The organism is Streptomyces sp. NPDC029152 (genome assembly GCF_055564355.1).
This window is the reverse complement of sequence record NZ_JBVHWR010000026.1, coordinates 48,044-70,596: the sequence shown is the minus strand read 5'-3', so window position 1 is coordinate 70,596 and position 22,553 is coordinate 48,044. Positions and strand designations below refer to the sequence as shown.

At 74.7% G+C, this 22,553-nt stretch carries 11 protein-coding genes; 3 read left to right on the top strand and 8 right to left on the bottom strand.

Annotated elements, in window-relative coordinates:
• Positions 1-1,692: alpha/beta fold hydrolase (locus ACZ4V6_RS33200; protein WP_467834545.1), on the top strand; the 1,692-nt coding region annotated here is incomplete at its 5' end.
• 366 nt (positions 1,693-2,058) lie between these two features.
• Here the strand turns inward: ACZ4V6_RS33200 and sbnB are convergent.
• From sbnB to ACZ4V6_RS33170, 6 genes are all read right to left on the bottom strand, one after another.
• Positions 2,059-3,066, bottom strand: a complete 1,008-nt coding sequence (sbnB, locus tag ACZ4V6_RS33195; protein ID WP_467834543.1) for a 2,3-diaminopropionate biosynthesis protein SbnB — start codon at positions 3,064-3,066, stop codon at positions 2,059-2,061.
• Positions 3,067-3,121: 55 nt separating this feature from the next.
• Positions 3,122-4,069, bottom strand: a complete 948-nt coding sequence (sbnA, locus tag ACZ4V6_RS33190) for a 2,3-diaminopropionate biosynthesis protein SbnA (RefSeq protein ID WP_467834542.1) — start codon at positions 4,067-4,069, stop codon at positions 3,122-3,124.
• Positions 4,066-5,292 carry a glutamate synthase-related protein gene (locus ACZ4V6_RS33185; RefSeq protein ID WP_467834540.1) on the bottom strand — a complete coding sequence of 409 codons (1,227 nt, stop codon included), beginning with the start codon at positions 5,290-5,292 and terminating at the stop codon, positions 4,066-4,068. Before ACZ4V6_RS33185 ends, sbnA begins: the two co-directional genes overlap by 4 nt.
• Positions 5,289-6,302 carry an asparagine synthetase A gene (locus ACZ4V6_RS33180; protein WP_467834539.1) on the bottom strand — a complete coding sequence of 338 codons (1,014 nt, stop codon included), beginning with the start codon at positions 6,300-6,302 and terminating at the stop codon, positions 5,289-5,291. The genes ACZ4V6_RS33185 and ACZ4V6_RS33180 overlap by 4 nt, the downstream gene beginning before the upstream one ends.
• Positions 6,303-6,375: 73 nt before the next feature.
• The gene (locus ACZ4V6_RS33175) at positions 6,376-7,659 is read right to left on the bottom strand and encodes a methylaspartate mutase (protein WP_467834537.1); all 1,284 of its coding nucleotides are present in this window, start codon (positions 7,657-7,659) and stop codon (positions 6,376-6,378) included.
• Positions 7,646-8,116 (bottom strand): cobalamin B12-binding domain-containing protein, encoded by a 471-nt coding sequence (locus tag ACZ4V6_RS33170; protein ID WP_467834535.1) that lies wholly within the window; start codon positions 8,114-8,116, stop codon positions 7,646-7,648. Before ACZ4V6_RS33170 ends, ACZ4V6_RS33175 begins: the two co-directional genes overlap by 14 nt.
• Positions 8,117-8,483: 367 nt before the next feature.
• Between ACZ4V6_RS33170 and ACZ4V6_RS33165 the strand changes: the two genes are divergently transcribed.
• Positions 8,484-17,321 carry a non-ribosomal peptide synthetase gene (locus tag ACZ4V6_RS33165; RefSeq protein ID WP_467834533.1) on the top strand — a complete coding sequence of 2,946 codons (8,838 nt, stop codon included), beginning with the start codon at positions 8,484-8,486 and terminating at the stop codon, positions 17,319-17,321.
• Between the two features lie 90 nt (positions 17,322-17,411).
• Here ACZ4V6_RS33165 and ACZ4V6_RS33160 read toward each other — a convergent pair whose 3' ends face one another.
• Positions 17,412-18,407: a LuxR C-terminal-related transcriptional regulator gene (locus ACZ4V6_RS33160; protein ID WP_467834531.1), complete on the bottom strand. Its 996-nt coding sequence runs from the start codon at positions 18,405-18,407 to the stop codon at positions 17,412-17,414.
• A 647-nt stretch (positions 18,408-19,054) separates the two neighbouring features.
• Here ACZ4V6_RS33160 and ACZ4V6_RS33155 point away from each other — a divergent pair.
• Complete coding sequence (locus tag ACZ4V6_RS33155) at positions 19,055-19,261, top strand: hypothetical protein (protein WP_467834529.1); 207 nt, start codon at positions 19,055-19,057, stop codon at positions 19,259-19,261.
• Between the two features lie 221 nt (positions 19,262-19,482).
• On the opposite strand, the gene ACZ4V6_RS33150 is transcribed toward ACZ4V6_RS33155, so the two are convergent.
• Positions 19,483-22,398 carry a helix-turn-helix transcriptional regulator gene (locus ACZ4V6_RS33150; RefSeq protein WP_467834527.1) on the bottom strand — a complete coding sequence of 972 codons (2,916 nt, stop codon included), beginning with the start codon at positions 22,396-22,398 and terminating at the stop codon, positions 19,483-19,485.
• Between the last annotated feature and the right edge of the window lie 155 nt (positions 22,399-22,553).

The following is a 22,553-nucleotide window of genomic DNA, read 5'->3' as shown; positions in this document are numbered from 1 at the left end:
ACCACCGCGCCCGACCCGCACGGCGGCACCACCACGCTGGGCCGGCCCATCACCAACACCACCGCCTACGTCCTGGACCACCACCACCAGCCCGCACCCGTCGGTGTCCCCGGTCATGCCCTGCTGGGCGGGATCTGCCTGGCCCGGCACTACCACCACCGGCCCGAGCTGACCGCACAGCGCTTCACCCCCAACCCCCTCACCCCGCCCAACCCCGACCCGCGGGTCTACCACACCGGCGACCTGGTCAAGTGGCGGCCGGACGGCACCATGGAGTTCATCGGCCGCATCGACAACCAGGTCAAGCTCCGCGGCTACCGCATCGAACTCGGCGAGATCGAGAACGCCCTCACCACCCACCCCCACATCCACACCACCGCCGTCACCCTCCGCGAGGACACCCCCGGCAACAAACAGCTCGTCGCCTACGTCGTTCCCGTTCCCGATGCCACCCCGGCGAGCCACCAACTCCGCTCCCACCTTCAGCGCGGACTGCCCGACTACATGGTCCCGAGCACCTACGTCCTCCTCGACCAGCTCCCCCTCACCCCCAACGGCAAGGTCGACACCAAGGCCCTGCCCGCCCCCGGCCACGACCGGCCCGACCTCGCCACCACCTACACCCCACCCCGCAACTCGACCGAGCAGACCATCACCGCCGTCTGGTCCGACGTCCTCGGCGTCGACACCATCGGCATCCACGACAACTTCTTCGAACTCGGCGGACAGTCGATCAGCGCGGTACGGGTGGTCGCGCGGCTGCGGGAGGCCGGGCTGGGCGTCGCCCTCCAGCAGATCGTGCGGCACCCGACGGTGGCCCAGCTGGCGGCCGCGCTGGACGTCCCGCAACCGGCGTCGTCCGGGCTCGTGGTGCTCCTGTCGTCCGTGGTCGATCCCGAGCTGCCCGTCCTGTTCTGCGTGCACCCCGGAGGCGGCAGCACCCACCCGTACCGGGTGCTCGCACGGAGCCTGGCGGGCGTCTTCACCGTGTACGGCATCCAGGCTCCGGGTCTGGACCCGGCAGAGGCGCCGCTCGTCGGGATCGAGTCGATCGCGGAACGGTACTGGCGGGAGATCCGCACGGTGCAGCCCACGGGCCCGTACAGGATCCTCGGATGGTCGACGGGTGCCGTGATCGCGCACGCCATGGGCGTGGCGGCACCGGAGGAGGTGGCCGGCCTGTACCTGCTGGAACCGGCGGTGACCGGCCACGACCAGCGGGACCGCTTCCAGCGGCACGCCGAGGTGTACCGCAGGGTCGACGCGTTGTGGCGCCGCGGCCAGAACGAGCACGGGGCCGAACGGGAGGCCACGGAGCAGGAGCTGCGGCGCATCGCGCCGGAGATGAACCTCGACCCGAACCTGGTCACGCTCGACGAGTGGCTGCCCTATGCGGTGCTGGAGGCCGAGGTGCGCTCGCTCGCCGCCTACCGGCCCGGGCCCTCGGCGGCCCGGGCGACCCTGTTCGTCAGCGACACGGTGCGTGAGGGCAGCGGGGACGAGGTGCCGGAAGCCCGGTACGTCGCCCACTGGCGCGGGCTGTACCCGGCCGGGCTGGCCCAGCGGGCGATGCCGGGCCGCCACATGGAGATGGTCAGGGGCGACGAGCAACTGCAGCTCGTGGTCTCCATGCTGCGGGAGGCCGTGCCGGCGGCCGCCGCCGACCGGGAGGGAGAGCTGCTGCCGGTCTGACCACCGGAGGCCGCCGGAGTACCGGAGCCGACAGGAGGGGCCCGCCACGAAGGTGGCGGGCCCCTCTTCCTGTGCGCCGGTCCGCCGGTCGTCCGTGAGTGGGCGGACCGCGGCCCCGCAGCGCGCGCCCCCTGGCTCGGTCCCTTACCGCCCCGTGCGTGCCGGCGGCCGGGGCGGCGGGGCTCCCGAGCCCCGGCACGCAACCCCCCCCCCGAGGGCCCCGGGCGCACGGCCGGTGCGGGCACAGCCCCCTCCCGCGCTCCTCCCCGCGGCGCACACGGCGACGCCCCGGTCCCCTGCCCCCCACCGAAGACGGGGTGGGGGCAGGGGACCGGGGCGTGGGGGCGGCGGCCGGCGCCGCCCGGCTCACCAGCGCTTCAGGTCCGGGAAGAAGCCCGGTATCTCGGTGGCCCGGCCGGTGCGCACGGCGGTCCGGTAGATGTGGTGGCCGACGGCCAGGTCGAGGACGCCGAGGCCGAACGGGGAGAACACGACGGGACGGTCGTGGCCGAGAGCGACGTCACCGCGCAGCACGTCGGACAGCGTGCCGTCGATGAAGTCGCGCGTACCGTACTCCATCTCCGTGAGGTGCGGCGACGTCCGCGCGGTGAGGCAGTGGTCGATGTCGTCCAGGACGTTGTGGCACTTGATCATGACGGTGGGGTGGATGTCGCGCAGGGACAGGTTCAGGATGAGCTGGCCCGGCAGGAGGGTCTGTCCCTCCGTCAGCCAGGGCGCCGGCGCGGTGGTGGCGAGGACGACCAGGTCGGCGGTGGCCAGGGCCGCGTCGATCTGGTCCACCGCCCGGGCCTGCCAGCCGTGGGCGCCGGCGGCGTAGGCGGCGAAGGTCTCGGCGTACGCGTCGACGTGGTCGTGGACCAGGCATTCGCGGACGCGGGTGCCGCGGGCGGCGAGGAAGTCGGAGACGGTCCGGCCGATGACACCGGCGCCGACGAAGAGGACCGTCTTCGGGTCGTCGCCGTCGGCCAGGGTCTCCACGGCGAGCGCGGCGGACGCCGCGGTGCGGGCGGCGCTGATGCCGGACGCTTCCAGGCAGGCGAACGGGTATCCGGTCTCCGCGTCGTTCAGCAGGAGGACGGCGGAGGCGCGCGGCAGGTTGTGGCGTACGTTCTGCGGGTAGCTGGCGATCCACTTGAGACCGGAGACCGGTGTGTCGCCGCCGAGGTGGGCGGGCAGGGCGATGATCCGGGCGCCGGGATCGTGGGGGAAGCGCAGGAAGTGGCTGTTGGGGTTGACGGTGGCTCCGCGGTCGTGCTGGAGGTAGGTCTCCCGCACGAGGTCCAGGACGTCCGACGGCGAGGAGCCGATGACATCCTGGGCGACGGAGCCGTCGATCACGTGGAAGGTCGACATCGGTGGTTGCCTTTCGAGGGCAGGTGGCGTGGACGGGCTGGTGGAGCGGCCGGGATCACATCAGGACGCCGAAGTGCCGCTCGACCCAGTCGTCGTTGTAGATCGTGCCGAGGTAGCGCTCGCCGAGGTCGGGGGAGATCGCGGCGATGCGGGAGCCGGCCGGGAGGGTGCCGGCCCGGCGGCGGACGGCGGCCAGGACCGAGCCGGTGGAGCCGCCGGTGAGCAGGCCGTGGGTGCGGGCGAGCAGCCGGCACTCGCGCACGGCGTCCTCTTCGGCGACCAGTTCGACGTCGTCGACGAGGCCGGGTTCGAACAGTTCGGGGACGCGGCTGGCGCCCAGTCCGGGGATGCGTCGCGGGCCGGGTGCGGCGCCGAGGATGACGGAGCCGGCGGCGTCCACGGCGACGATCCGGGTGTGGGGCGAGAACTCGCGCAGGTACTGCGCGCAGCCGACGAAGGTGCCCGTGGAGCCGACGCCGATGAACACGTGGTCGACGTGCTGGACCTCCTTCAGCAGGCTGCGCGCGGTCTGTTCGTAATGGGCGCGTGGGTTGGCCGCGTTGGCGTACTGGTTGAGCCAGACCATGGCGGGGTCGGCTTCGACGCGGCGCCGGATGTGGGCGATGCGCGACTGGAGGAAACCGCCGTTGGCGTCGACGGTGTCGACCACGACCACCTCGGCGCCCAGGGCGCGCATGTGATCGATGCTCGTGGCGTTGGTGTTCGGGTCGACGACGCAGGTGAAGTGGTACCCCTTGGTGGCGCACACGGAGCTGAGGGCGATGCCGAGATTGCCGGAGGAGGACTCGATCACGCGGGCGCCCGGCGTGAGGACGCCGCGGTGCTCGGCGTCCTGGACGAGGCTCAGCGCGGTCTTCAGCTTGACGGAGCCGGCCGGGTTGAGCCCCTCGATCTTCAGGAAGACGTCGGAGCCGGGCACCATCCGGGGCAGCAGGACGAAGAGGTCGTCGGTGACCAGTTCGTAGGCGTGTTCGTAGATCATGTCCGGGGCTCCCACAGGTCTTCGGGGCCGGTGTCCTCCACCGCGTAACGGCCCAGTGCGCTGACGGCCATGCGCAGCTCCAGCGCCATGGCGTCCAGCAGGCGTTCGAGTCCGTGCTCGGGGTCCTCGTCGGCGGCGATCAGGGCGGCGCGGCCGAGGCCGACGGCGCGGGCGCCGAGGGCGAGCAGCTTCACGGCGCGGATGCCGTCCCAGACGCGTCCGCTGGCGAGGAGGGTGCGGCCGGCGGGGTCGACCCGGCGCAGGCACGCGGCGAGGGGCAGGCCGACCTGGCCGAGGAAGCCGGTGGGGGCCCAGCCGGTGCCGCCCTCGGCGCCGTCGACGGTGACGGCGTGGGCGCCGGCGTCCCAGGCGACGCCGGCGGCGCGGCCGACGTCGCGGCCGGGGAAGAGCTTCACCCAGCAGCGGGCGCGCGGATAGTTGTTGCGCATGAGCTGGATCTGCCGGCGGAAGATCTCCTCGGTGAAGGTGCCGGGGCTCGCACAGCGCAGGAGGGACGCGGCACCGGGGCCGAGCCGTTCCACGGTGTACTGCCCGGCGAGGTCGGACGCGACCTCTTCGCTGACCATGGTGAGGCCGCCGAGGCCGGGCTTGGCGCCCTGGCCGACCTTGAGTTCGAAGCCGAGGCGGCCCGAGGTGAGGAGGCCGGTGACGGCCGGGTCGCTGTAGACGTGGTTCCAGACCTCGGAGTCGGCGTCCTCGGTGCTCTGCTGGACACAGACGCCGCCGACGCCGTCGGGAAGTTCCTCGCAGTACGCCTGGATGCGTTCCAGCAGGCCCTTGCGGTGGTCGTCGGCGCCGGTGCGGAAGCCGTTCATGGGGGCGACGTTCTCGCCGATGACCATCGGGACGCCGAGCCGTCCGGCCTGGCGGCTGAGCGCGAGACTGGTGCCGGCGACGCGGGTGGAGCCGAGCGCCGACAGGTAGACCGGCAGCGGGGAGGAGAAGCCCCCGAGGTCGGTGTCGAGACGGACGTCCGAGTGGAGGGGCTCGCGGCCGAGGTCGATGAGCGCGGCGAGGCGGCCCGGCATGAAGACGGGCGGGGCCAGGCGCAGCGCGTCGATCTCGTCGCCGGCGGGTTCCGGGCAGGCGCCGAAGACGGCGGTGCCGTAGGTGTCGAGGGGCGGGAAGACGGCGGCGGCGCCGGCGCGGGCCCGGGCACGGACCGCGTCCTCGGGCAGGCCGGGTGCGGTCAGCCGGGTCACGGCGACACCACCCCCGCGATCTTCGGGAAGGCGGTGGTGCGCCAGGCGGCGTCCAGGCCGGTGACCCAGCGGGTCAGGCGCTCCAGGCCGATGCCGAAGCCGGCGCTGCTGGGGATGCCGTGACGGGCGACGTCGAGGTACCAAGCGTACTTGGAGGGGTTCTCGCCGGTCTCCCGCATCCGGGTCACCAGGGCCGCGTAGTCGTACTCGCGTTCGCTGCCGCTGCAGAGTTCGCCGCAGCCCTCGGGGGCGATGAGGTCGAAGTTGAGCAGGGTGCCGGGTTCGGCCGGGCTCTCCTTGTCGTAGAAGCCGCGGGAGCCCTTGGGGTAGCCGACGATGAAGAACGGGGCGTCGGCCTGGCGGGAGATGCGTTCCTCGGCCTCCCAGTCGATCTCGGTCCCGGCGTCCTGCGGGTAGCCGCCGCGGCGCAGGCCGTCGACGACCTCGCCGTGCGGGACGCGGGCGAACGGCCGGGCCACGTAACGGCGCAGGGCGTCCGGGTCGCGGCCGAGCGCCGCGAGATCGGCGCCGCACTCGTCGACGGCGCTGGTCACGGCGTGGCGGACCAGCTCCTCGGCGACGTCCATGGCGACGTCCCGGGTGGCGCCCGCGTACTCGACGTCGATCTGCCGGAACTCGGCGAGGTGACGCTGCGTGCTGCTGGTCTCGACGGGCTCCAGGCGGACGTTGGGCGCGACGAGGAAGATGCGGTCGAAGGCCAGCAGCGACGCCTGCTTGTAGAGGATGGCGCTGGTCATCAGCTTGTAACGGTGGCCGTAGTAGTCGACGTCGACCTGCTTGGCGCCGCGGGAGCCCGGGTCGGTGACGGGGCCGATGACCGGGTGGGCCATCTCCACGGCGCCGTCGGAGCGGAGGAAGGCGCGGGCACCGGCCACGAGGGCCTGCTGGACGCGCAGGGCCGCGCGGGTCCGCGGGTCGCGCAGGTGTTCCAGCGGCGAGGGCAGCGCGGGCGTCCGGGGCACCGGCGGGAGATCCGTCTGGAGTGTCATGTCGTGTCCTGTCCTGTCGTTACCGGGTAGGGGTCACCGGCGGGGGAGGGGACCCGGGGCGGGGCCGCTCGGGTCAGCCCGCCCCGCCGAGGAGGGCGGCGGGGTCGTCGTAGCGGTTCTTGACGTGGTGGAGCGCGTGCAGCAGACCGGACGAGGTCAACCGCCGGGACGGCGGTGCCGCGGTGGAGCGGCCGAGCGGGAGCGACCCGGTGCGGGACCACTCCAGCCGGCCGTGGTCGGAGATGAAGCTGCGGGTGCGCCCCGCGTTGTCGGGGTGCAGGCAGAAGGGAACGTCGAGGTAGCCGTGCGCGAAGGCGCGGACCAGGGCCTGGCCGAGGTCGTCGTGCAGGTGCAGGACGGCCTCGACGAGGGCGCGGGCCTCCGCCTCGACGCCGGTGGACGGCGGCGGCGGGGCCGGCCGTGCGGTGCGGGCGGCGGCGGCCGCGGTCTCCAGCGCGGTGACGTTCTCCTCGACCGAGGGGATGCGGGCCGACTCCGCGGGCGTCTTGACGATGAGCCGGGCGGCCCCGGTGCGCACGGCGAGCCGGGCGGCGTCCGCGACCAGCCGCAGCGCACCCGCCCGGGTCTCCGGGTAGACGCCCATGTACGCGTAGACGACCACGTGCCAGGAAGCGTCCGGAAGGTGGTCGGCGGCCAGGGCGCGCAGCGCGTGGACGGCCTCCTCGTCCTGTTCGGGGCTGATCTGCTGGGCGTAGCTGAGGGAGACGCTGCGCAGGCCGTGCCGGCGGAAGAACACCGCCTCCAGGACGGAGAGGGCGACGAGCAGGGACGGTGGGCAGAGCTGGCCCAGCATGCACCCGCCGAAGGTCTCCAGGTGCGGTTCGGCGCCGCTCTCGCGCAGGGCGGCGAGGCTGCGGCACGCCTCGGCCCACGCACGGACCGAGGTGGCCAGCGGGGTGCGGCCGTAGGGCAGGCAGTAGGAGACGGGGCCGCCCTCCGTGGCGTCGAGGCCGGCGGCGACGAGGGCGTCGACGATCGGCCCCGGCCGCGCGGAGCCGTGCCGCACCTGCACGGGGAAGCCGGGGCCGTGGACGCCGCGGAGCAGACCGGCGGTGGTCTCCCGGTCCGTGCTGACCAGCGGATAGCCGTTGAGGGGATGGCCCTGGGCGGCGGCGCGGGCCGCGGCGGCGTAGTCACCGACGCGGGTGAAGCTGTCCAGGGTGAGGGTGCCGACGGTGGTGGCGTCGGCGGCGCGGGTGGCGATCAGGCCCGCGCGCATCCGGGCGGGGTCGGCGAAGCCCATGCGGGGCTGCACGACGAGGCCGCCGGTGCGAGCGGCGTCCGCCATGAAGCGGTGGAAGGCGCCGGCGGCCGGGCCGGGTTCAGCGGACGGCATCGGCGTGGGACCTCTCGTGCCGGTGCCCGGGCAGGCCGTCCAGCAGGGCGAGCAGTCCGGGGACGGCGTTCGCGCCGGTCAGGACGGCGTCGAAGCCGGCGTCGGTGAGCGCCGCCCGGGCGTCCTGGGAGGGATCGCCGGAGGTGTCCAGCTTGCCTCCGACGACGAGCGGCACCTCGGCCAGCGCGGGCACGGCGCGCACCGCCCGGGCCAGGCCCGGGGCCTCTTCGGCGCCGTGTCCGTTGACCGTGCTGACGACGATCAGATCGGGCGTGCGGGCCGTGGCCTCCTCGACCAGGACGCCGACCGGGACGCACGCGCCGAGATTGGTGACCTCCCAGCCCTGCTCCTCGAGCAGCAGCTGCAGGAAGAGCAGGTTCCAGGTGTGTGAGTCCGAGGCGATGGTGGTCAGCACCGCCTGGCGCGGGCTGTGCGGGGGCTGGTGATGCGGGTACACGACCGGCTTTTCCTCTCGACACCATGATGGGGCCGCGACCGCTGCGATCGGGCCGGGTGCCCGTGAAGGCGCCCCCAGTCGGGCGTCCGGGCTGTTGTCCACGAGTGACGCCGTCCATGGTGGCCAGCGGTGATCGTGGGCGGCACTGGGCAGTTGTGACCACCCCGCGGGGCGTCACTTGTGCCCACTGGGGGCGCCCGCCCGCGCCGCCTAGCGTGCATGTCGCGGACGTCCTGCCGGGGCCGTGTTCCTGCCGGCGGCGCGCCTCCCGGCCCGGCCGGGACCGCCCCCGCCCCACCCGTCGTGCGACGTGCCGCCCGTGAACCGCTTGTACCGCTGACGATGTCCTGACGATGGGGAGTGAACGGTGGCTGATCACCAGCTGGGGGAGTGGAGGCAGGAGTCGGCGGGCCCGGAGCCGCTGGAACTGCCGTCGGACCGGCGGCCGTCGGACGACGGCCCCGGCCCCGCCGACCGGGTCCTGTTCGACGTGCCCGCCCGGACCGCGGACGCGCTGGCCGCGCTGGCCCGCGACGGCGGCGTGGAACTCCCCGCGGTCGTGCTGACGGTGTTCCACACGCTGCTCGGGCGGTACGCCGGACGGGGCGACGTCCCGGTGACGGTGCCGGCGGACGCCCCGGACACGGCGATCGTGGTGCGGGGCGCCGACGGCGACCCGGCGTTCACCGAGGCCGCGGCGCAGGTCGCGCGGAACATGGCGGACGCCGCGAGCCGCGGGGCGGCGCCCCTCGCGCCGCCGGCGGACGCGGTGGCGTGGTTCGCGTGGCGCACGGCCGCCCGGGAGGCCGCCGTGTTCCCGCCGGAGGCACACGTCACCCTGGAGGTCGTCGCGGACGGCGGCGGTCTGCGCGGCGTCCTCGGCTACCGCACCGATCTGTTCGAGCGGGCCACGGCGGAGCGGATGGCCGGGCACCTGGTGACCCTCGCGCGCTCCGCCACCGACACGCCCGGACAGCAGCTCAGCGCGCTGGAGATGCTGACGGAGCCCGAGCGGCACCGGATCCTGACCGAGTGGAACGGGCCGCGCTCCCCGTTCCCGGACACCGCCACCGTGCACCGGCTGGTGGAGGAGCGAGCCGCCCGCCGGCCCGACGCGGTGGCCCTGGAACACGGCGGGGACCGGCTGACCTACCGGGAGCTGGACGAACGGGCCGAGGGGCTGGCGCGGTACCTGGCGGAGCGGGGCGTCGGCCCCGGCGCGCTGGTCGCGGTGTGCCTGGACCACGGCCCGGACCTGGTGTGCGCGCTGCTCGGCGTGCTCAAGTCGGGTGCCGCCTACGTGCCCCTGGACCCGGCCTACCCCGCCGAGCGGCTGCGGTACATGGTCGAGGACAGCGCCGCCCCGGTGGTGGTGACGCAGTCCGCGCACGCGGGCCTGTTCGCGCCCGGCACCGAGCTGCTGCTGGCCGACCGGGAGTGGCCGTCGGGCCCTGGCGCCGCCCCGTCCGCCGCCGTCGGCCCGGACGACGTGGCGTACGTCATCTACACCTCCGGTTCCACGGGCCGCCCCAAGGGCGTGCGGGTCGGGCACCGGGGCGTCGTCAACTACCTGCACTGGTGCGACCGGAACTACCCCCCGGCGCCCGGCGCCCGGATCGGTTCGCTGCTGTGCTCCTCCGCGGCGTTCGACCTGACGGTGACCGCGCTGTTCCTGCCGCTGGTGCAGGGGCTGTGCCTGGTGGTGCCGCGGCCGGAACCGGGCCGTACCGTGTTCGACGCCGCCGTGGACATCGTCGCGTCCGGCGTCCCGATCAGCTTCCTGAAGGCGACGCCCTCGCACCTGGAGCTGCTGACCGCCCGCCTGGAACAGGACGGCGCCCGGCACGGCATCGCCACGGTGGTCGCCGGCGGCGAGGACCTGACACCGGCGCTGGCGCACCGGGTGCTGACCGCGGGCAGCGGGGACACGGCGATCGTCAACGAGTACGGGCCGACCGAGGCGACCGTCGGCAACGTGGTCAGCCGGACGGTGTCGGTGGAGCCGACGGCGGACCACGTGCCGATGGGCCGGGCCATCGACAACACCGAGGTCTACGTGGTCGGGGCGCACGGCGAGGTCCAGCCGGTCGGCGTGCCCGGCGAACTGCTGATCGGCGGCGTCAACGTGGCCCTCGGCTACCTGGGGCGCCCCGAGCTGACGGAGCGGCGGTTCGTGCCGCACCCCTTCTCGGCCGACCCCGAAGCCCGCGTGTACCGCACCGGTGACCTGGTGAAGTGGCTGCCGGACGGGCGCCTGGTCTACCTGGGCCGGATGGACGACCAGGTCAAGCTGCGCGGGCACCGGGTGGAACTCGGGGAGATCGAGAACGCCCTGCTGTCCCGGCCCGGCGTCGCGGCGGCCACGGTCGTGGTCCGCGAGGACGTCCCCGGCGACAAGCGGCTGGTGGCGTACCTGGTGCCGGCCGGCGGCGCGGCCGTGGGCGTGGCGGGACTGCGCGCGGCGCTGGCGCGGGAGCTGCCCGCGCACATGGTGCCCGCCCGGTACGTCGTACTGGAGCGGCTGCCGCTCACCCCGAACGGCAAGGTGGACCGGCGGGCCCTGCCCGCGCCCGAGAGTGACCGCCCGGACGTCTCCGCCGCGTTCACCGCGCCGCGTACGCCCACGGAGCGGGCGGTCGCCGGCATCTGGGCCGAGGTGCTGGGCGTCGACGCGGTCGGCGCCGACGACGACTTCCTCGAACTGGGCGGACACTCCCTGCTGGCCGCCCGGGTCACCTCCCGGCTGCGCCGGGACCTCGGGGTGGACGTGCCGCACCGGGCGCTGTTCGACGCGCCGACGCCGGCCCTGCTGGCCGCGGCCGTGGACAGGCTGGTGCCGGGCACCACCCCCGCCGCGATCCCGCGGGCGGACCGCTCGGGACCCCTGCCGCTGTCCTTCGCGCAGCAGCGCCTCTGGTTCCTGGACCAGTTGGCACCGGGCCGGGCCGAGTACACGATCCCGGTGGGGCTGCGGACGGAGGGGGACTTCGCGCCGGACGCGTTCGGCACCGCGCTGACGGCGCTGACCGCACGGCACGAGATCCTGCGGACCCGGTTCCTCGCGGACACCGCGGGACGCCCGTTCCAGGTCGTCGACGCCGTGCGGGAGGTGCCGGTGGACGTCCACGACGCCCGGCACCTCGGAGCCGGCGCCGCGCGGGAGATCCTGCGCGAGGCGGCACAGAGGCCCTTCGACCTGGCCGCGGGGCCGCTGCTGCGCGCGGTGGCGGTACGGGTGGCCGACGCGGAGTGGCTGCTCCTCCTCGCCGTGCACCACATCGTCTCCGACGGGTGGTCGGAGGGCATCCTGGCCCGGGAGCTGGGCGAGCTGTACGGCGCGGCGGTGGACGGCCGGCCGGCCGGCCTCGCCCCCCTCGGCCTGCAGTACGCGGACTTCGCGAACTGGCAGCGCGAGACGCTGGACGGCCCGGCGCTGGCCGAGCAGTCCGCCTACTGGCGCGAGCGCCTCGACGGCGTGCGGCCACTGGAGCTGCCGAGCGACCACCGGCGGCCGGCCGAGCGGTCGGGCCGGGGCGGCACGGTCTCCTTCTCGGTGCCCGCCGACGTGGCCGGCGCGGCCCGTCGGCTGGCGGCGGGGCAGGGGACGACCCTGTTCATGTCCCTGCTGGCGGTGTTCCAGCTGCTCATGGCCAAGTACAGCGGCCAGGACGACATCGCCGTCGGCACCCCGGTCGCCGGCCGCAACCGCGCCGAGACCGAGGACCTGATCGGCTTCTTCGTCAACACCCTGGTCATGCGCACCGACCTGTCCGGAGACCCGGCCTTCACCGAGCTGCTGGCCCGGGTCAAGGACACCGCGCTGGGCGCCTACGACCACCAGGACCTGCCCTTCGAACGCCTCGTGGAGGAACTGGCACCCGACCGCGACCTGTCCCGCAACCCCCTGTTCCAGACGATGTTCGTGCTCCAGAACACCCCGGACGGCCACGCGTGGCGACTGCCCGGAACGGTGGTGGAGCCGTTCGAGGTCCGTGCGGAGGAGGCCAAGTTCGACCTGACCCTGTTCCTCACCGAGCGGCCCGACGGCTCGCTCGACGGCGATCTCGTGTTCGCCCTCGACCTGTTCGCACCGGACACCGCCGAGCGGCTGGCCGGGCACTTCACCACGTTGCTGCGCGCGGCCGTCACCGGCCCGCAGCGCCCGCTCTCGGAACTGGAGGTGCTGGCCGGCGCCGAACGGCGCCGCGTGCTGGCCGACTGGAGCGGGGCACGGGCCGCCGCGGACACCGGGGCCGAGGTCAGTACCGGGGCGCCGGTGCACCGGCTCGTCGAGGAGTGCGCCGCCCGGCGGCCGGACGGCACGGCGGTGCTCTCGGCCGACGGCGAGCTGACCTACCGGGAGCTGAACGCGCGGGCCAACCGGCTCGCCCGGCACCTGCGTTCACGCGGAGCCGGTCCCGGAACCGCGGTCGCCGTGTGCCTGGAACGCGGCCCCGAGCAGATCACCGCACTGCTCGCGGTCCTCAAGTCCGGCGCGGCCTACGTGCCGCTGGACCCGGAGCACCCGTCCGCCCGGCTCGCCTTCATGGTCGCGGACGCGCGGGCCGCGCTCGTCGTCACCGACGCCGCCGGGGCCGCACGGCTGCCCGAGGAGCCCGGCCGGTTCCTCACCGACCGGGACTGGCCGTCCCTCGCGGACCTGCCGGCGCACGACCCGGAACCCGCGGCGGGCCCCGGCGACCTGGCGTACGTCGTCTACACCAGCGGTTCCACCGGCCGGCCCAAGGGCGTCGAGATCGAGCACCGCAGCCTGGCCGGCCTGGTCCGCTGGACGGCCGACACCTTCGGCGCGGACCCGGGACGGCGCGTCGCGCTGCTGGCGGGGGTCGGGTTCGACGCGGCGGCCTGGGAGCTGTGGCCCGCGCTGGCGACCGGTGCCACCGTGTGCGTACCCGACGACACGGTGCGGCTGACGCCGGCGCTGCTCCAGCGCTGGCTGACCGAGCGCCGGATCACGGGCACCTTCGTGTCGACGCCGGTGCTGGAGGCGCTGGCGGCCCTCGACTGGTCGGAGCCGACCTCCCTCGAGTACGTGCTGACCGGTGGTGACGCCCTGCGCCTCCCGGCCGGGTGGCGCCTGCCCTTCCGCGTCGTCAACAACTACGGACCGACCGAGTCGACGGTGGTCACGACCTCCGCCGAGGTCGTCCCCGGCACGGCCGTGCCACCGATCGGCCGGCCGGTGCCCGGCACCTTCGTGTACGTCGTCGACCGGCACGGACGGCCGGTGCCGACCGGAGTGCCCGGCGAACTCCTCGTCGGCGGGACCGGGCTGGCGCGCGGATACCGGGGGCAGCCCGGCCGGACGGCGGAGCGGTTCGTGACCGTCCACGTCGACGACGCCCCGCGCCGGGTCTACCGCACCGGTGACCGGGTGCGCTGGCTGGCCGACGGACAACTGGAGTTCCTGGGCCGGCTGGACGATCAGGTGAAGCTGCGCGGGCACCGCATCGAGCCCGGTGAGATCGAGGCGGTCCTGCTGGCCGGCCCCGACGTCACCGCGGCCACCGTCGTCGTCCGCGAGGACGTCCCCGGCGACAGGCGGCTGGTCGCCTACGTCGTCCCGGCGCGGGACGCCGCGGTCCCCGGCGAGGCCCTGCGGGCCCGGCTGCGCCGTGAACTGCCCGCCTCCATGGTGCCGTCCGCGTTCGTGGCCCTGGAGCGGCTGCCGCTCACCCCGAACGGCAAGGTGGACCGGCGGGCGCTGCCCGCGCCGGAGCCCCGCGCGTCCGAGGCCGGCGGCCCGGCCCCGCGCACCCCGGCCGAGCGTGCCGTCGCGGCGGCCTGGTCGCAGGTGCTGGGCACGGAGGTCACCGGTGTGGACGACAACTTCTTCGAACTCGGCGGCCACTCCCTGCTCGCCACCCAGGTGACCTCACGGCTGCGGGACGCGCTCGGCGTCGAGGTGCCGGTGCGGGACCTGTTCGCGGCGCCCACCGTCGCCGGACTGGCCGCGGCCGTGGAGGCGCTGGGGACGGGAGGCACGGCCGGCGTGGAGCGCATCGTGCCGGGCGACCGCACCGGCGGGCCGCTGCCGCTGAGCTTCGCCCAGCGACGGCTGTGGTTCCTCGACCAGCTGGAGCCCGGACGCGCCGAGTACGCCGTGCCCTTCGCGCTCCGCGTCAGTGGCGCCCTGGACACCGGAGCGCTCGACGCGGCCCTGACCCGGATGCTGGCGCGGCACGAGGTGCTGCGCACGCGGTTCGTCGCCGACGAGGACGGAGAACCGGCCCAGGTCGTCGATCCGCCGGCACCGGTGCGCACGGCCGTCCACGACCTGCGGCACCTCACCGACGCCGAGGAACGGCAGGAGGCGGCACGGCGCTTCGCCCGCGCGGAAGCCGCCCGTCCGTTCGACCTGGCGACGGGACCGCTGCTGCGCGCGCACCTGGTGCGGCTGGCCGACGAGGAGGCGCACCTGCTGCTCACGGTGCACCACATCGCCTGTGACGGCTGGTCGGAGCCGCTCATGGCACGCGAACTGCGCGACGGCTACCGGGCGGCGACGACCGGCGCCCCCGCCGAGGACACGGAACTGCCGGTGCAGTACGCGGACTTCTCCGTGTGGCAGCGCCGGCGGCTCTCCGGCGAGGTGCTGGACGAGCAGCTGGCGTACTGGCGGGAACGGCTCGCCGGTGTGGAACCGCTGGAGCTGCCGGCCGACCACCGCCGCCCGGCCGACCGGACCGGCGGCGGCGACACCGTGACGTTCGAGGTGGGCGCGGCGGTGGCCGCCGGACTGCGGAAGGCGGCCCGGAGCGGCTCCGCGAGCCTGTACATGGTGCTGCTGGCGGCCTTCCAGGTGCTGCTGGCCAAGTACGGACGCCAGGACGACGTGACCGTCGGCAGCCCCGTCGCCGGCCGCAACCGCGCCGAGACCGAGGACCTGATCGGCTTCTTCGTCAACACCCTGGTCATGCGCACCGACCTGTCCGGAGACCCGGCCTTCACCGAACTCCTCGACCGGGTCAAGGACACCGCCCTGGGCGCCTACGACCACCAGGACCTGCCCTTCGAACGCCTCGTCGAGGAACTGGCACCCGACCGCGACCCGTCCCGCAACCCCCTGTTCCAGACCCTGTTCGTCCTCCAGAACACGCCCGCCGGCGGCGGCTGGAGCCTGCCGGGGCTGGACGTGGAGCCGTTCGCGGTGACGCTGCCGGACGCCAAGTTCGACCTCACCCTGATGATGTCGGAGGACGCGGACGGCGGTCTGCGCGGCACCCTGGAGTACCGGACGGACCTCTTCGAGCGGGACACGGTCGCCCGGCTGGCCGGCCACCTGGGCACCGTGCTGGAGACCGTGGCCCGCGAGCCGGAGGTACGGCTGTCCCAGCTCTGCCTGCTCACCGAGGAGGAGCTGCGGCGGACCGTCGTCGAGTGGAACGGCGCCGTCTCCCCGTTCCCGGACACCGCCACGCTGCACGGCCTGTTCGAGGAACGGGCGGCCCGGCAGCCCGACACCGTGGCCGTCGAGAGCCCGCGGGGCGCACTGACCTACGGCGAGCTGAACGCGCGCGCCAACCGGATCGCCCACCACCTGCGCGCCCGGTACGCGGTGCGGCCGGACATGCCGGTCGCGCTCTGCCTGGAACGCGGCATCGACCTGGTGACGGCCCAGCTCGGCATCCTGAAGGCGGGGGCGGCGTACGTGCCGCTGGACCCGGACTACCCGACGGAACGGCTGGCGTACATGGTGCGGGACTCCGCGACCCCGGTCGTCCTCACCGACGCCGCGCACGCCGGCCTGCTGCCCGCCGACGTACCGCTGCTGCGGCTCGACGACGACGCGACGCTGGCCGGTGAGCCGGACACCGACCCGCGTCCGGCGGCCGCCTCGCACCACCTGGCGTACCTGATCTACACCAGCGGCTCCACCGGCCACCCCAAGGGTGTCCAGGTCGAGCACCGCAGCGTGGTCAACCTGGTGCACTGGACGGTGGGACGCTACGGGCTGGAGCCCGGGCAGCGGATCGCGCTGATGGCCGGGATCGGCTTCGACCCGGCGGCCTGGGAGCTCTGGCTGGGTCTGACCCGCGGCGCGACGTGCTGCGTCAGCACCGAGACGGTCCGGCTCACCCCGCACCTGCTGCGGGACTGGCTGTGCGAGCAGCGCGTGCACACCACGTTCCTGTCCACGCCGATGCTGGAGGCACTGGTCGCGGTGGAATGGCCGGCCGAGAGCCCCCTCGACTACGTGCTCACCGGCGGCGACCGGCTGCGGATGCCGCCGCGGGCCCGGCTGCCGTTCCGCGTCGTCAACAACTACGGGCCCACCGAGACCACGATCATCGTCACCTCGACGGTGGTCGAACCGGGCGACGTGGTCCCGCCGATCGGCCGCCCCATCGGCAACGTCCTGGCGTTCGTGGCGGACCAGCACGGCCGGCCCCTGCCGGTCGGGGTGCCCGGCGAACTGCTCATCGGAGGCGAGGCGGTGACCCGCGGCTACCTGGGCAGGCCGGACCTGACCGAGGAGAAGTTCGTCGCGTACGAGGCCGCGGGAGTGCGCACCCGGGTCTACCGCACCGGTGACCTGGTGCGGTGGCGGGCCGACGGCGAGCTGGACTTCCTGCGCCGGATCGACAACCAGGTGAAGATCCGCGGCAACCGCATCGAGCTGGGCGAGATCGAGGCCACCCTGCTGACCCACCCCGGCATCGGCGAGGTCAGTGTGGCCGTCCGCGAGGACACGCCCGGCGACAAGCGGCTCGTGGCGTACCTGGTGCCCACCGGTGGGGACGCGCCGAGCACCGCGGAACTCCACGCCCATCTGGGGCGGTTCCTGCCCGACTACATGTTCCCGGCGGCCTTCGTGACGCTGGACCGGCTCCCGCTGACCGCCAACGGCAAGGTGGACCGGGCGGCCCTGCCGGCACCGGACCACCAGCGGCCGGACCTGGGGACGCGGTACACGGCGCCGCGCAACGCCGTCGAGCGGACCGTCACCGACGTGTGGCAGGAACTGCTGGGCATCGAGCGCGTCGGCGTGGACGACAACTTCTTCCAGCTGGGCGGGCATTCGCTGCTCGCCACGCAGGTGGCCTCCCGGCTGCGCAAGGCGCTGCGGGTCGACGTCCCGGTGCGGGCCGTGTTCGACTGCCCGACCCCGGCGCGACTGGCCCAGTGCATCGCCGACCTGATGATGGCGGCGATCACGGCGCAGTTCGCGCCCGCCGGGTGACGTGACCCGGTACCACGCCCTGCGGGGGCCGGACCTCGGTGACGAGGTGCGGCCCCCGCAGGGCGCTTTGGGCATGTCGTGTGCGGGACCTCACGCCACGTCCTCGGCGCGGATGCCGCCGCTGGCGAGCGCGAGGACGCCGAGCTGGAACCGGCTCTGGGCACCGAACCGGTCGGTCAGCTTCTCCGAGAGCCGGCGCACCGTGCGCAGGGAGACGTCCATCCGGCGGGCCGCCGCCGCGTCCGTGAGTCCCTGCGCCCACAGCCGCAGCACGTGCTGCTCCTGGAGGGAGAGGTTGCCGCGGGTGCGGGGGCGTGCCTCCGCGAGCGGCAGGGCTTCCTTCCACAGCCGGGCGAACAGGGTCGTGAGGGCTTCCGTGACCGACTCGACGCCGCACGCCATCGCGCCGGCCACGCCCCGGCCGTCGATGACCGGCACCACGACGTGCCGCCGGTCGGAGAGGAACATCCACACCGGCAGCGACGGCAGGGTGCGGACGGTGCCGCCGCACTCCTCGGTCCGGCGCAGGCGTTCCGTCGTCGCGGGGTCGTTGCGGACGCTCTCCAGCACGATGGCGCGTACGGGGGTGCGGCGCCGGCGCAGTACCTCGTCCACCGGGCGGCCCGCGTCGAGGACCGCCGCGTCCAGCCGCTCGGCCGGCCCGACGGTCAGCCATTCGTTCGCGCAGTTCTCGGCGAGCGAGGTGACGCGCCGCCACACGGCGTCCGCGCCGGCCAGCCACTCGACGTCCGGCACGCTCTCCCGCCCGCGCCGCCCGCGTTCCGACAGCAGCCGCGTCACCTCCAGCCGGCTGCCCTCCACCTGGAGGCGGTGACGGGCGAGTTCGTCCTGCTGGCGGGCGAGCATCGCCGCCAGCCCGACCTCCGGATCGACCGGACGCCAGTCGCTCGCGGAGTCCCCCGGGACGACGAGCAGCAGGGCGGACAGCCGCTCCAGCCCGCTCCGGACCGTTTCCTCGGTCTCCTCCAGATGCTCGGCCAGCTCGGACACCTGCGCGCCGGGTCGGTCGACCATCGCGATGTACACACTCCGCGCAACGGAGTCGATACCCAGAGAGGTCCGCATGTCGTCCACTCCTGTATGTCTTGTCGTACGGCACCTGTTGACTGTGGGAAACGGGTCGAGATCGGCCCGGCGGGCCCCGCCCCGGGACAGGAGCGGACCGCCGGCCGGACACCAGTAGAGCGGCAGCCGCCGCGGCGGCGGATGCGGGGCGATCACCCAAGTTCCTCACGAGGAGCCGGGCACGGGGCGGGCGGGGCACCACCACGGGCGGCGCCCGCGTGCGGACGCGCGGGTCCCGTGTCACCGGGCCGGCCACCCGCCCCGTACACCCCCTCGGTCACGCGGCACCGGGCCCGGCCGTCGGCCGCGCGCACGTCGCCGGCCTGCGCCTCTCACCCGGCCGGGCGGCCCGGCCCGGCCCGGCGGCGTCCGACGCCGCGCGCTCCGCGCCCGCCCGCCTCCCCACCGGCCGGCGGCACCGGGCACGGGCCGCCGGAGAATATGGGGGACAGTTCCCCATGCGGGCCCCCGCCGCATCTGTGACCTTGTTCTCGTGACCGAATCCGCCGCACCCGCGACTCCCGCCGGCACGAACCCCCCGGCCCCCGCCCGCCGGGCCTGCGCACCCTGAGAGACACCGGGCGTTCCCCGCCCAGCCGCTTGCCCGCCTTCCCGCACCCGCCCTCACAGACACGAGGTTCCTCACCATGGCCGAGCTCCGCCGCGATGCCTCCTCCGCCCCCGCCGATCTCCCCGCCCGTCCGGACGCCGAGACGGACGCCGCAGGCGGCATCACCCTGGCGGGCCGCAACCGCGCCTGCGCCCGAGCCCGCGTCCTCGCGGGCATGGTCCTCACCAGCGGTGTCGTCATCACCCTGACCTCGATCGATACCTCGGTCTCCGCCCCGCACTGAGCGTCCGCCCCGCGCCGGGCACCGGACCGCCCCGGCCGGACGAGGACGGCCGGCCCCCCTCACCGGGACCGGCCGGACGACCGGCAGGCCCTGACCCGAGTACATCCGGTACGAGGGCCAGGGCCCGGCGTCCCCCGGCCTCCGGCCGGGGGACCCGGAGCACGTGCCCGGCGCCGCAAGGCCCGCCCTCCGGGCGGACGGCGGGGGTCCGACGGCAGGACCTAGGCGTCCCGCAGGGCGGCCGAGCGGGCGCACAGGTCCGCGCGGTTCGCCGCCCCCGTCTTGGTGACCAGACTCGCGATGTGCTTCTCCGCCGTGCGGGGGGAGATGAACAGCCGGTCGGCGATGTCCTTGTTGCTCAGCCTCTCCGCCAGCAGCCGGAACACCTCGAACTCCCGCACCGTGACGCCCTGGGCGCGCAGCAGGTCGGGGATGCCGCTGGTGCCGGTGCGGTGCTGGTGCACGGAGGCGCCCAGCCGGCGCAGCCCGGCCCGGCAGGCGCCCGTGACGGCCTGGATGTCCCGCTCGTGGAAGTAGTGCTCCGCCCGCCGCAGCCAGCCCACCGGATCGCCCCAGCCGTCCCGGTGCGCCGCGTCCGCGACGAGCCGCAGTCCCAGGTGCCGGGCCAGCGGGTACGGCTCGGCCACCTCCAGGGCGGCCTCCACCGTGGCCGCCGCCCGCTCGCCCGCGCCCTCGCGGCCCAGCAGCACGGCCTCGCTCAGCAGCACGAACTGACGGTTCCAGCGCATCCGGGCGACGGCGGTGGCGGTGATCTCCTTGTGCCGGGTCCGGTCCGCGTCCCCGGCCAGTACGTCCAGCAGCAGGACCAGGCCGTGGGTGCCGCCGAGGTGGTAGGTGGAGGGGTTGCCCGCCTCCAGCGCCAGCACCTGCCGCAGCTCCTGGCGGGCGAGTTCGCGGTCCTCCTCCAGCAGGGCGCAGAAGGCGCGGGCCAGACCGTGGCCGAGCGCCTCCTCCTGCGAACCGGCGCCGTCCCACTCGGTGAAGGCCGCCAGCGCCCGCTCCATCGCCGCCCGGTCGGCGTGGTGGGCCGCCAGGACGGCCTGGGCCATCAGGACGTACCGCACGACCGGCGCCAGACGCAGCCTCCGCACCACGGCCATGCACTCGGAGGCGGCCGACCGGGCGGTGTCGTAGCGGCCGCGCAGCACCGCGTCCAGCACGAGGATGCCGTCCACGGTGTGGACGATGTTCACGGAGCCGAGCCGCAGCGCCTCCTCGCGGACCGCCAGCAGGTCCGCGGTGTCGCCGTCGGCCAGCCAGGCGTTGCCGCCGAGCCGGGTGGCCGCGTACATGCGCTGCAGCGGCAGGCGGTGGCGCTCCGCCGTGGCCAGTGCCTGCCCGAGCATCGCCGCCGACTCCTCGGGGTCGCGCTCGCGGGCCACCGTCGCGAGCAGCTCCCGGGCCTGGCAGGCGACGACGGGCAGACCGTGCCGTTCGGCGGTGTCGACGGCGGACCGGGCCAGTTTCTCCGCGTGCTGGGTGCGGTCGGACCCCGGCGTGTCGAGGGCCAGGTAGGCGGCCGTGACGTCGACGGCCGCGGCGACCGACTCGTCCGGTGCCATGGCCAGTACCTCACGGGCGCGGGCTATCTGCCGGTTGCCGTCGTTCCACCGGCCCGCCGTGTGGGCGACCTTGGCCAGCCGGGTGTGCAGCGTGGCCAGGCGTACGGGACTCAGCCCCGAGCCGTCCAGCGCGTGCAGGTCCTCGGCCAGGTCGAGGGCGCGGGCGAAGTCACCGGACTCCGCGAGGGCCGGCAGCAGGTTCTCCAGCACCATGGCCCGCGACTGCGGATCGCCCGCGTCGGCCAGCAGGCTCTCGGACCGGCTCAGCAGGGTGACGGCGGAACCGAGCGCCCCGGCCGCCAGCGCCCGTCCGCCCGCGTCCGCGAACAGCAGGCCGGCCTCCACCTTGTCGCCCGCCGTGCTGCGCAGCCCGGCCGCGAGCGCGCACCAGTCGCCGGCCAGGTCCGGATGCAGTTCCTCGACCGCCTCCGCGCCCCGCCGGGCCAGGTCCGCGCGCAGCCCCGGGGTCATCTGCGTGAACAGGGCCTCCACCGTGGGCGAGTGACGGAAGGAGTACCAGTCCGGCGCGGGTTCGTCGGGAACCACCAGCCGCGCGGCCACCCCGGCGTGCAGATGGCTGAGCAGGGCCCGGTCGTCGACGCCGGTCATGCGCTGCAGGACCGTGAGCGGGAAGCGCCGTCCGAGCACGGCGGCGGCCGACAGCAGGGTCAGCCCCTGTGTGCCGAGCCGGTCGATACGCCGCAGGATGCCACGCGCCAGCGACGAGGAGACGTCGCTGCGCGGATTGTCGACGGCCCGCCAGCCCTCCGGCCCCCGCACCAGGGCGCCGGCCCCGATCATCGACTGGAGCAGCTCCTCGACCAGGTACGGGCTGCCCGAACTGTCCTCCCACAGCCGCTCCAGCACCGCCGCGGGCGCCTGCTCCGGACCCTCGGTCCCGAGTTGCGCCGCGATCATCTCCTGCGTCTGGAGCCGGGTCAGCGGCGGCAGTTCCAGCAGGGTGGCGGCGCCGCGCCGGCGGGCCGACTGCGCGAGGTCGAGGGCGTCGCTGAAATCCGTCCGGACCGTGGCGAGCAGCAGGACGGACGAGTACTCCAGGTTGTCCACCAGGTACTCGAGGACGCCGAGCGTCTCCGGGTCGGCGTCGTGCAGGTCCTCCAGCAGCAGCAACTGGCCCCGCCCGCGCCCGGCGGCGATGAGCAGACGCAGCACCGCCTCGCCGAGGATCACCATGGAACTGCTGTCCCGCTCCCCGGTGTCCCAGTCCGGGATCAGCCGCCCGAGGACCGGCCGGTAGGGGCCGAGGGCCAGGTCGTCCACGGGTTCGCCACCGCGGAACAGTGACATCAGGGCTTCGGTGAGCGGCCGGAACGGTACGGCCGGTCCCGTGGTGCTGCTTCGGCCCCGCAGCACCCGCATCCCGGCGTCCAGTGCCCCGCCGACTGCCTCGGCGGCGACCCGTGACTTGCCGACACCGGCCTCTCCGACCAGGAAGACCACACCGCCGCGGCCCTGGCGTGTGTCCGCCAGGGCACTTTCTAACAGGGCCAGTTGGGAGTCCCGTCCGACCAGGGAAGGCGCATGGGAACGCATGAGCGCAGATAGTAATCCGACATCGCGGCCCGCGGCAGGTCGCACGGGCGCGCACGGGCCCGGCCACCACCGAGGCGCGCCGGACGGAACGGGCCGTCACCACGCGTCCACGGGGGCGAGCTCGGTGCCGGCGCGGGCCCGGGAGACGGTACCGG

Excerpts from the sequence above, each read along its gene's own strand:
- sbnB (WP_467834543.1), bottom strand. The coding sequence starts at position 3,066 with ATGTCGACCTTCCACGTGATCGACGGCTCCGTCGCCCAGGATGTCATC.
- sbnA (WP_467834542.1), bottom strand. The coding sequence starts at position 4,069 with ATGATCTACGAACACGCCTACGAACTGGTCACCGACGACCTCTTCGTC.
- ACZ4V6_RS33180 (WP_467834539.1), bottom strand. The coding sequence starts at position 6,302 with ATGACACTCCAGACGGATCTCCCGCCGGTGCCCCGGACGCCCGCGCTG.
- ACZ4V6_RS33175 (WP_467834537.1), bottom strand. The coding sequence starts at position 7,659 with ATGCCGTCCGCTGAACCCGGCCCGGCCGCCGGCGCCTTCCACCGCTTC.
- ACZ4V6_RS33160 (WP_467834531.1), bottom strand. The coding sequence starts at position 18,407 with ATGCGGACCTCTCTGGGTATCGACTCCGTTGCGCGGAGTGTGTACATC.
- ACZ4V6_RS33155 (WP_467834529.1), top strand. The coding sequence starts at position 19,055 with ATGGCCGAGCTCCGCCGCGATGCCTCCTCCGCCCCCGCCGATCTCCCC.
- ACZ4V6_RS33150 (WP_467834527.1), bottom strand. The coding sequence starts at position 22,398 with ATGCGTTCCCATGCGCCTTCCCTGGTCGGACGGGACTCCCAACTGGCC.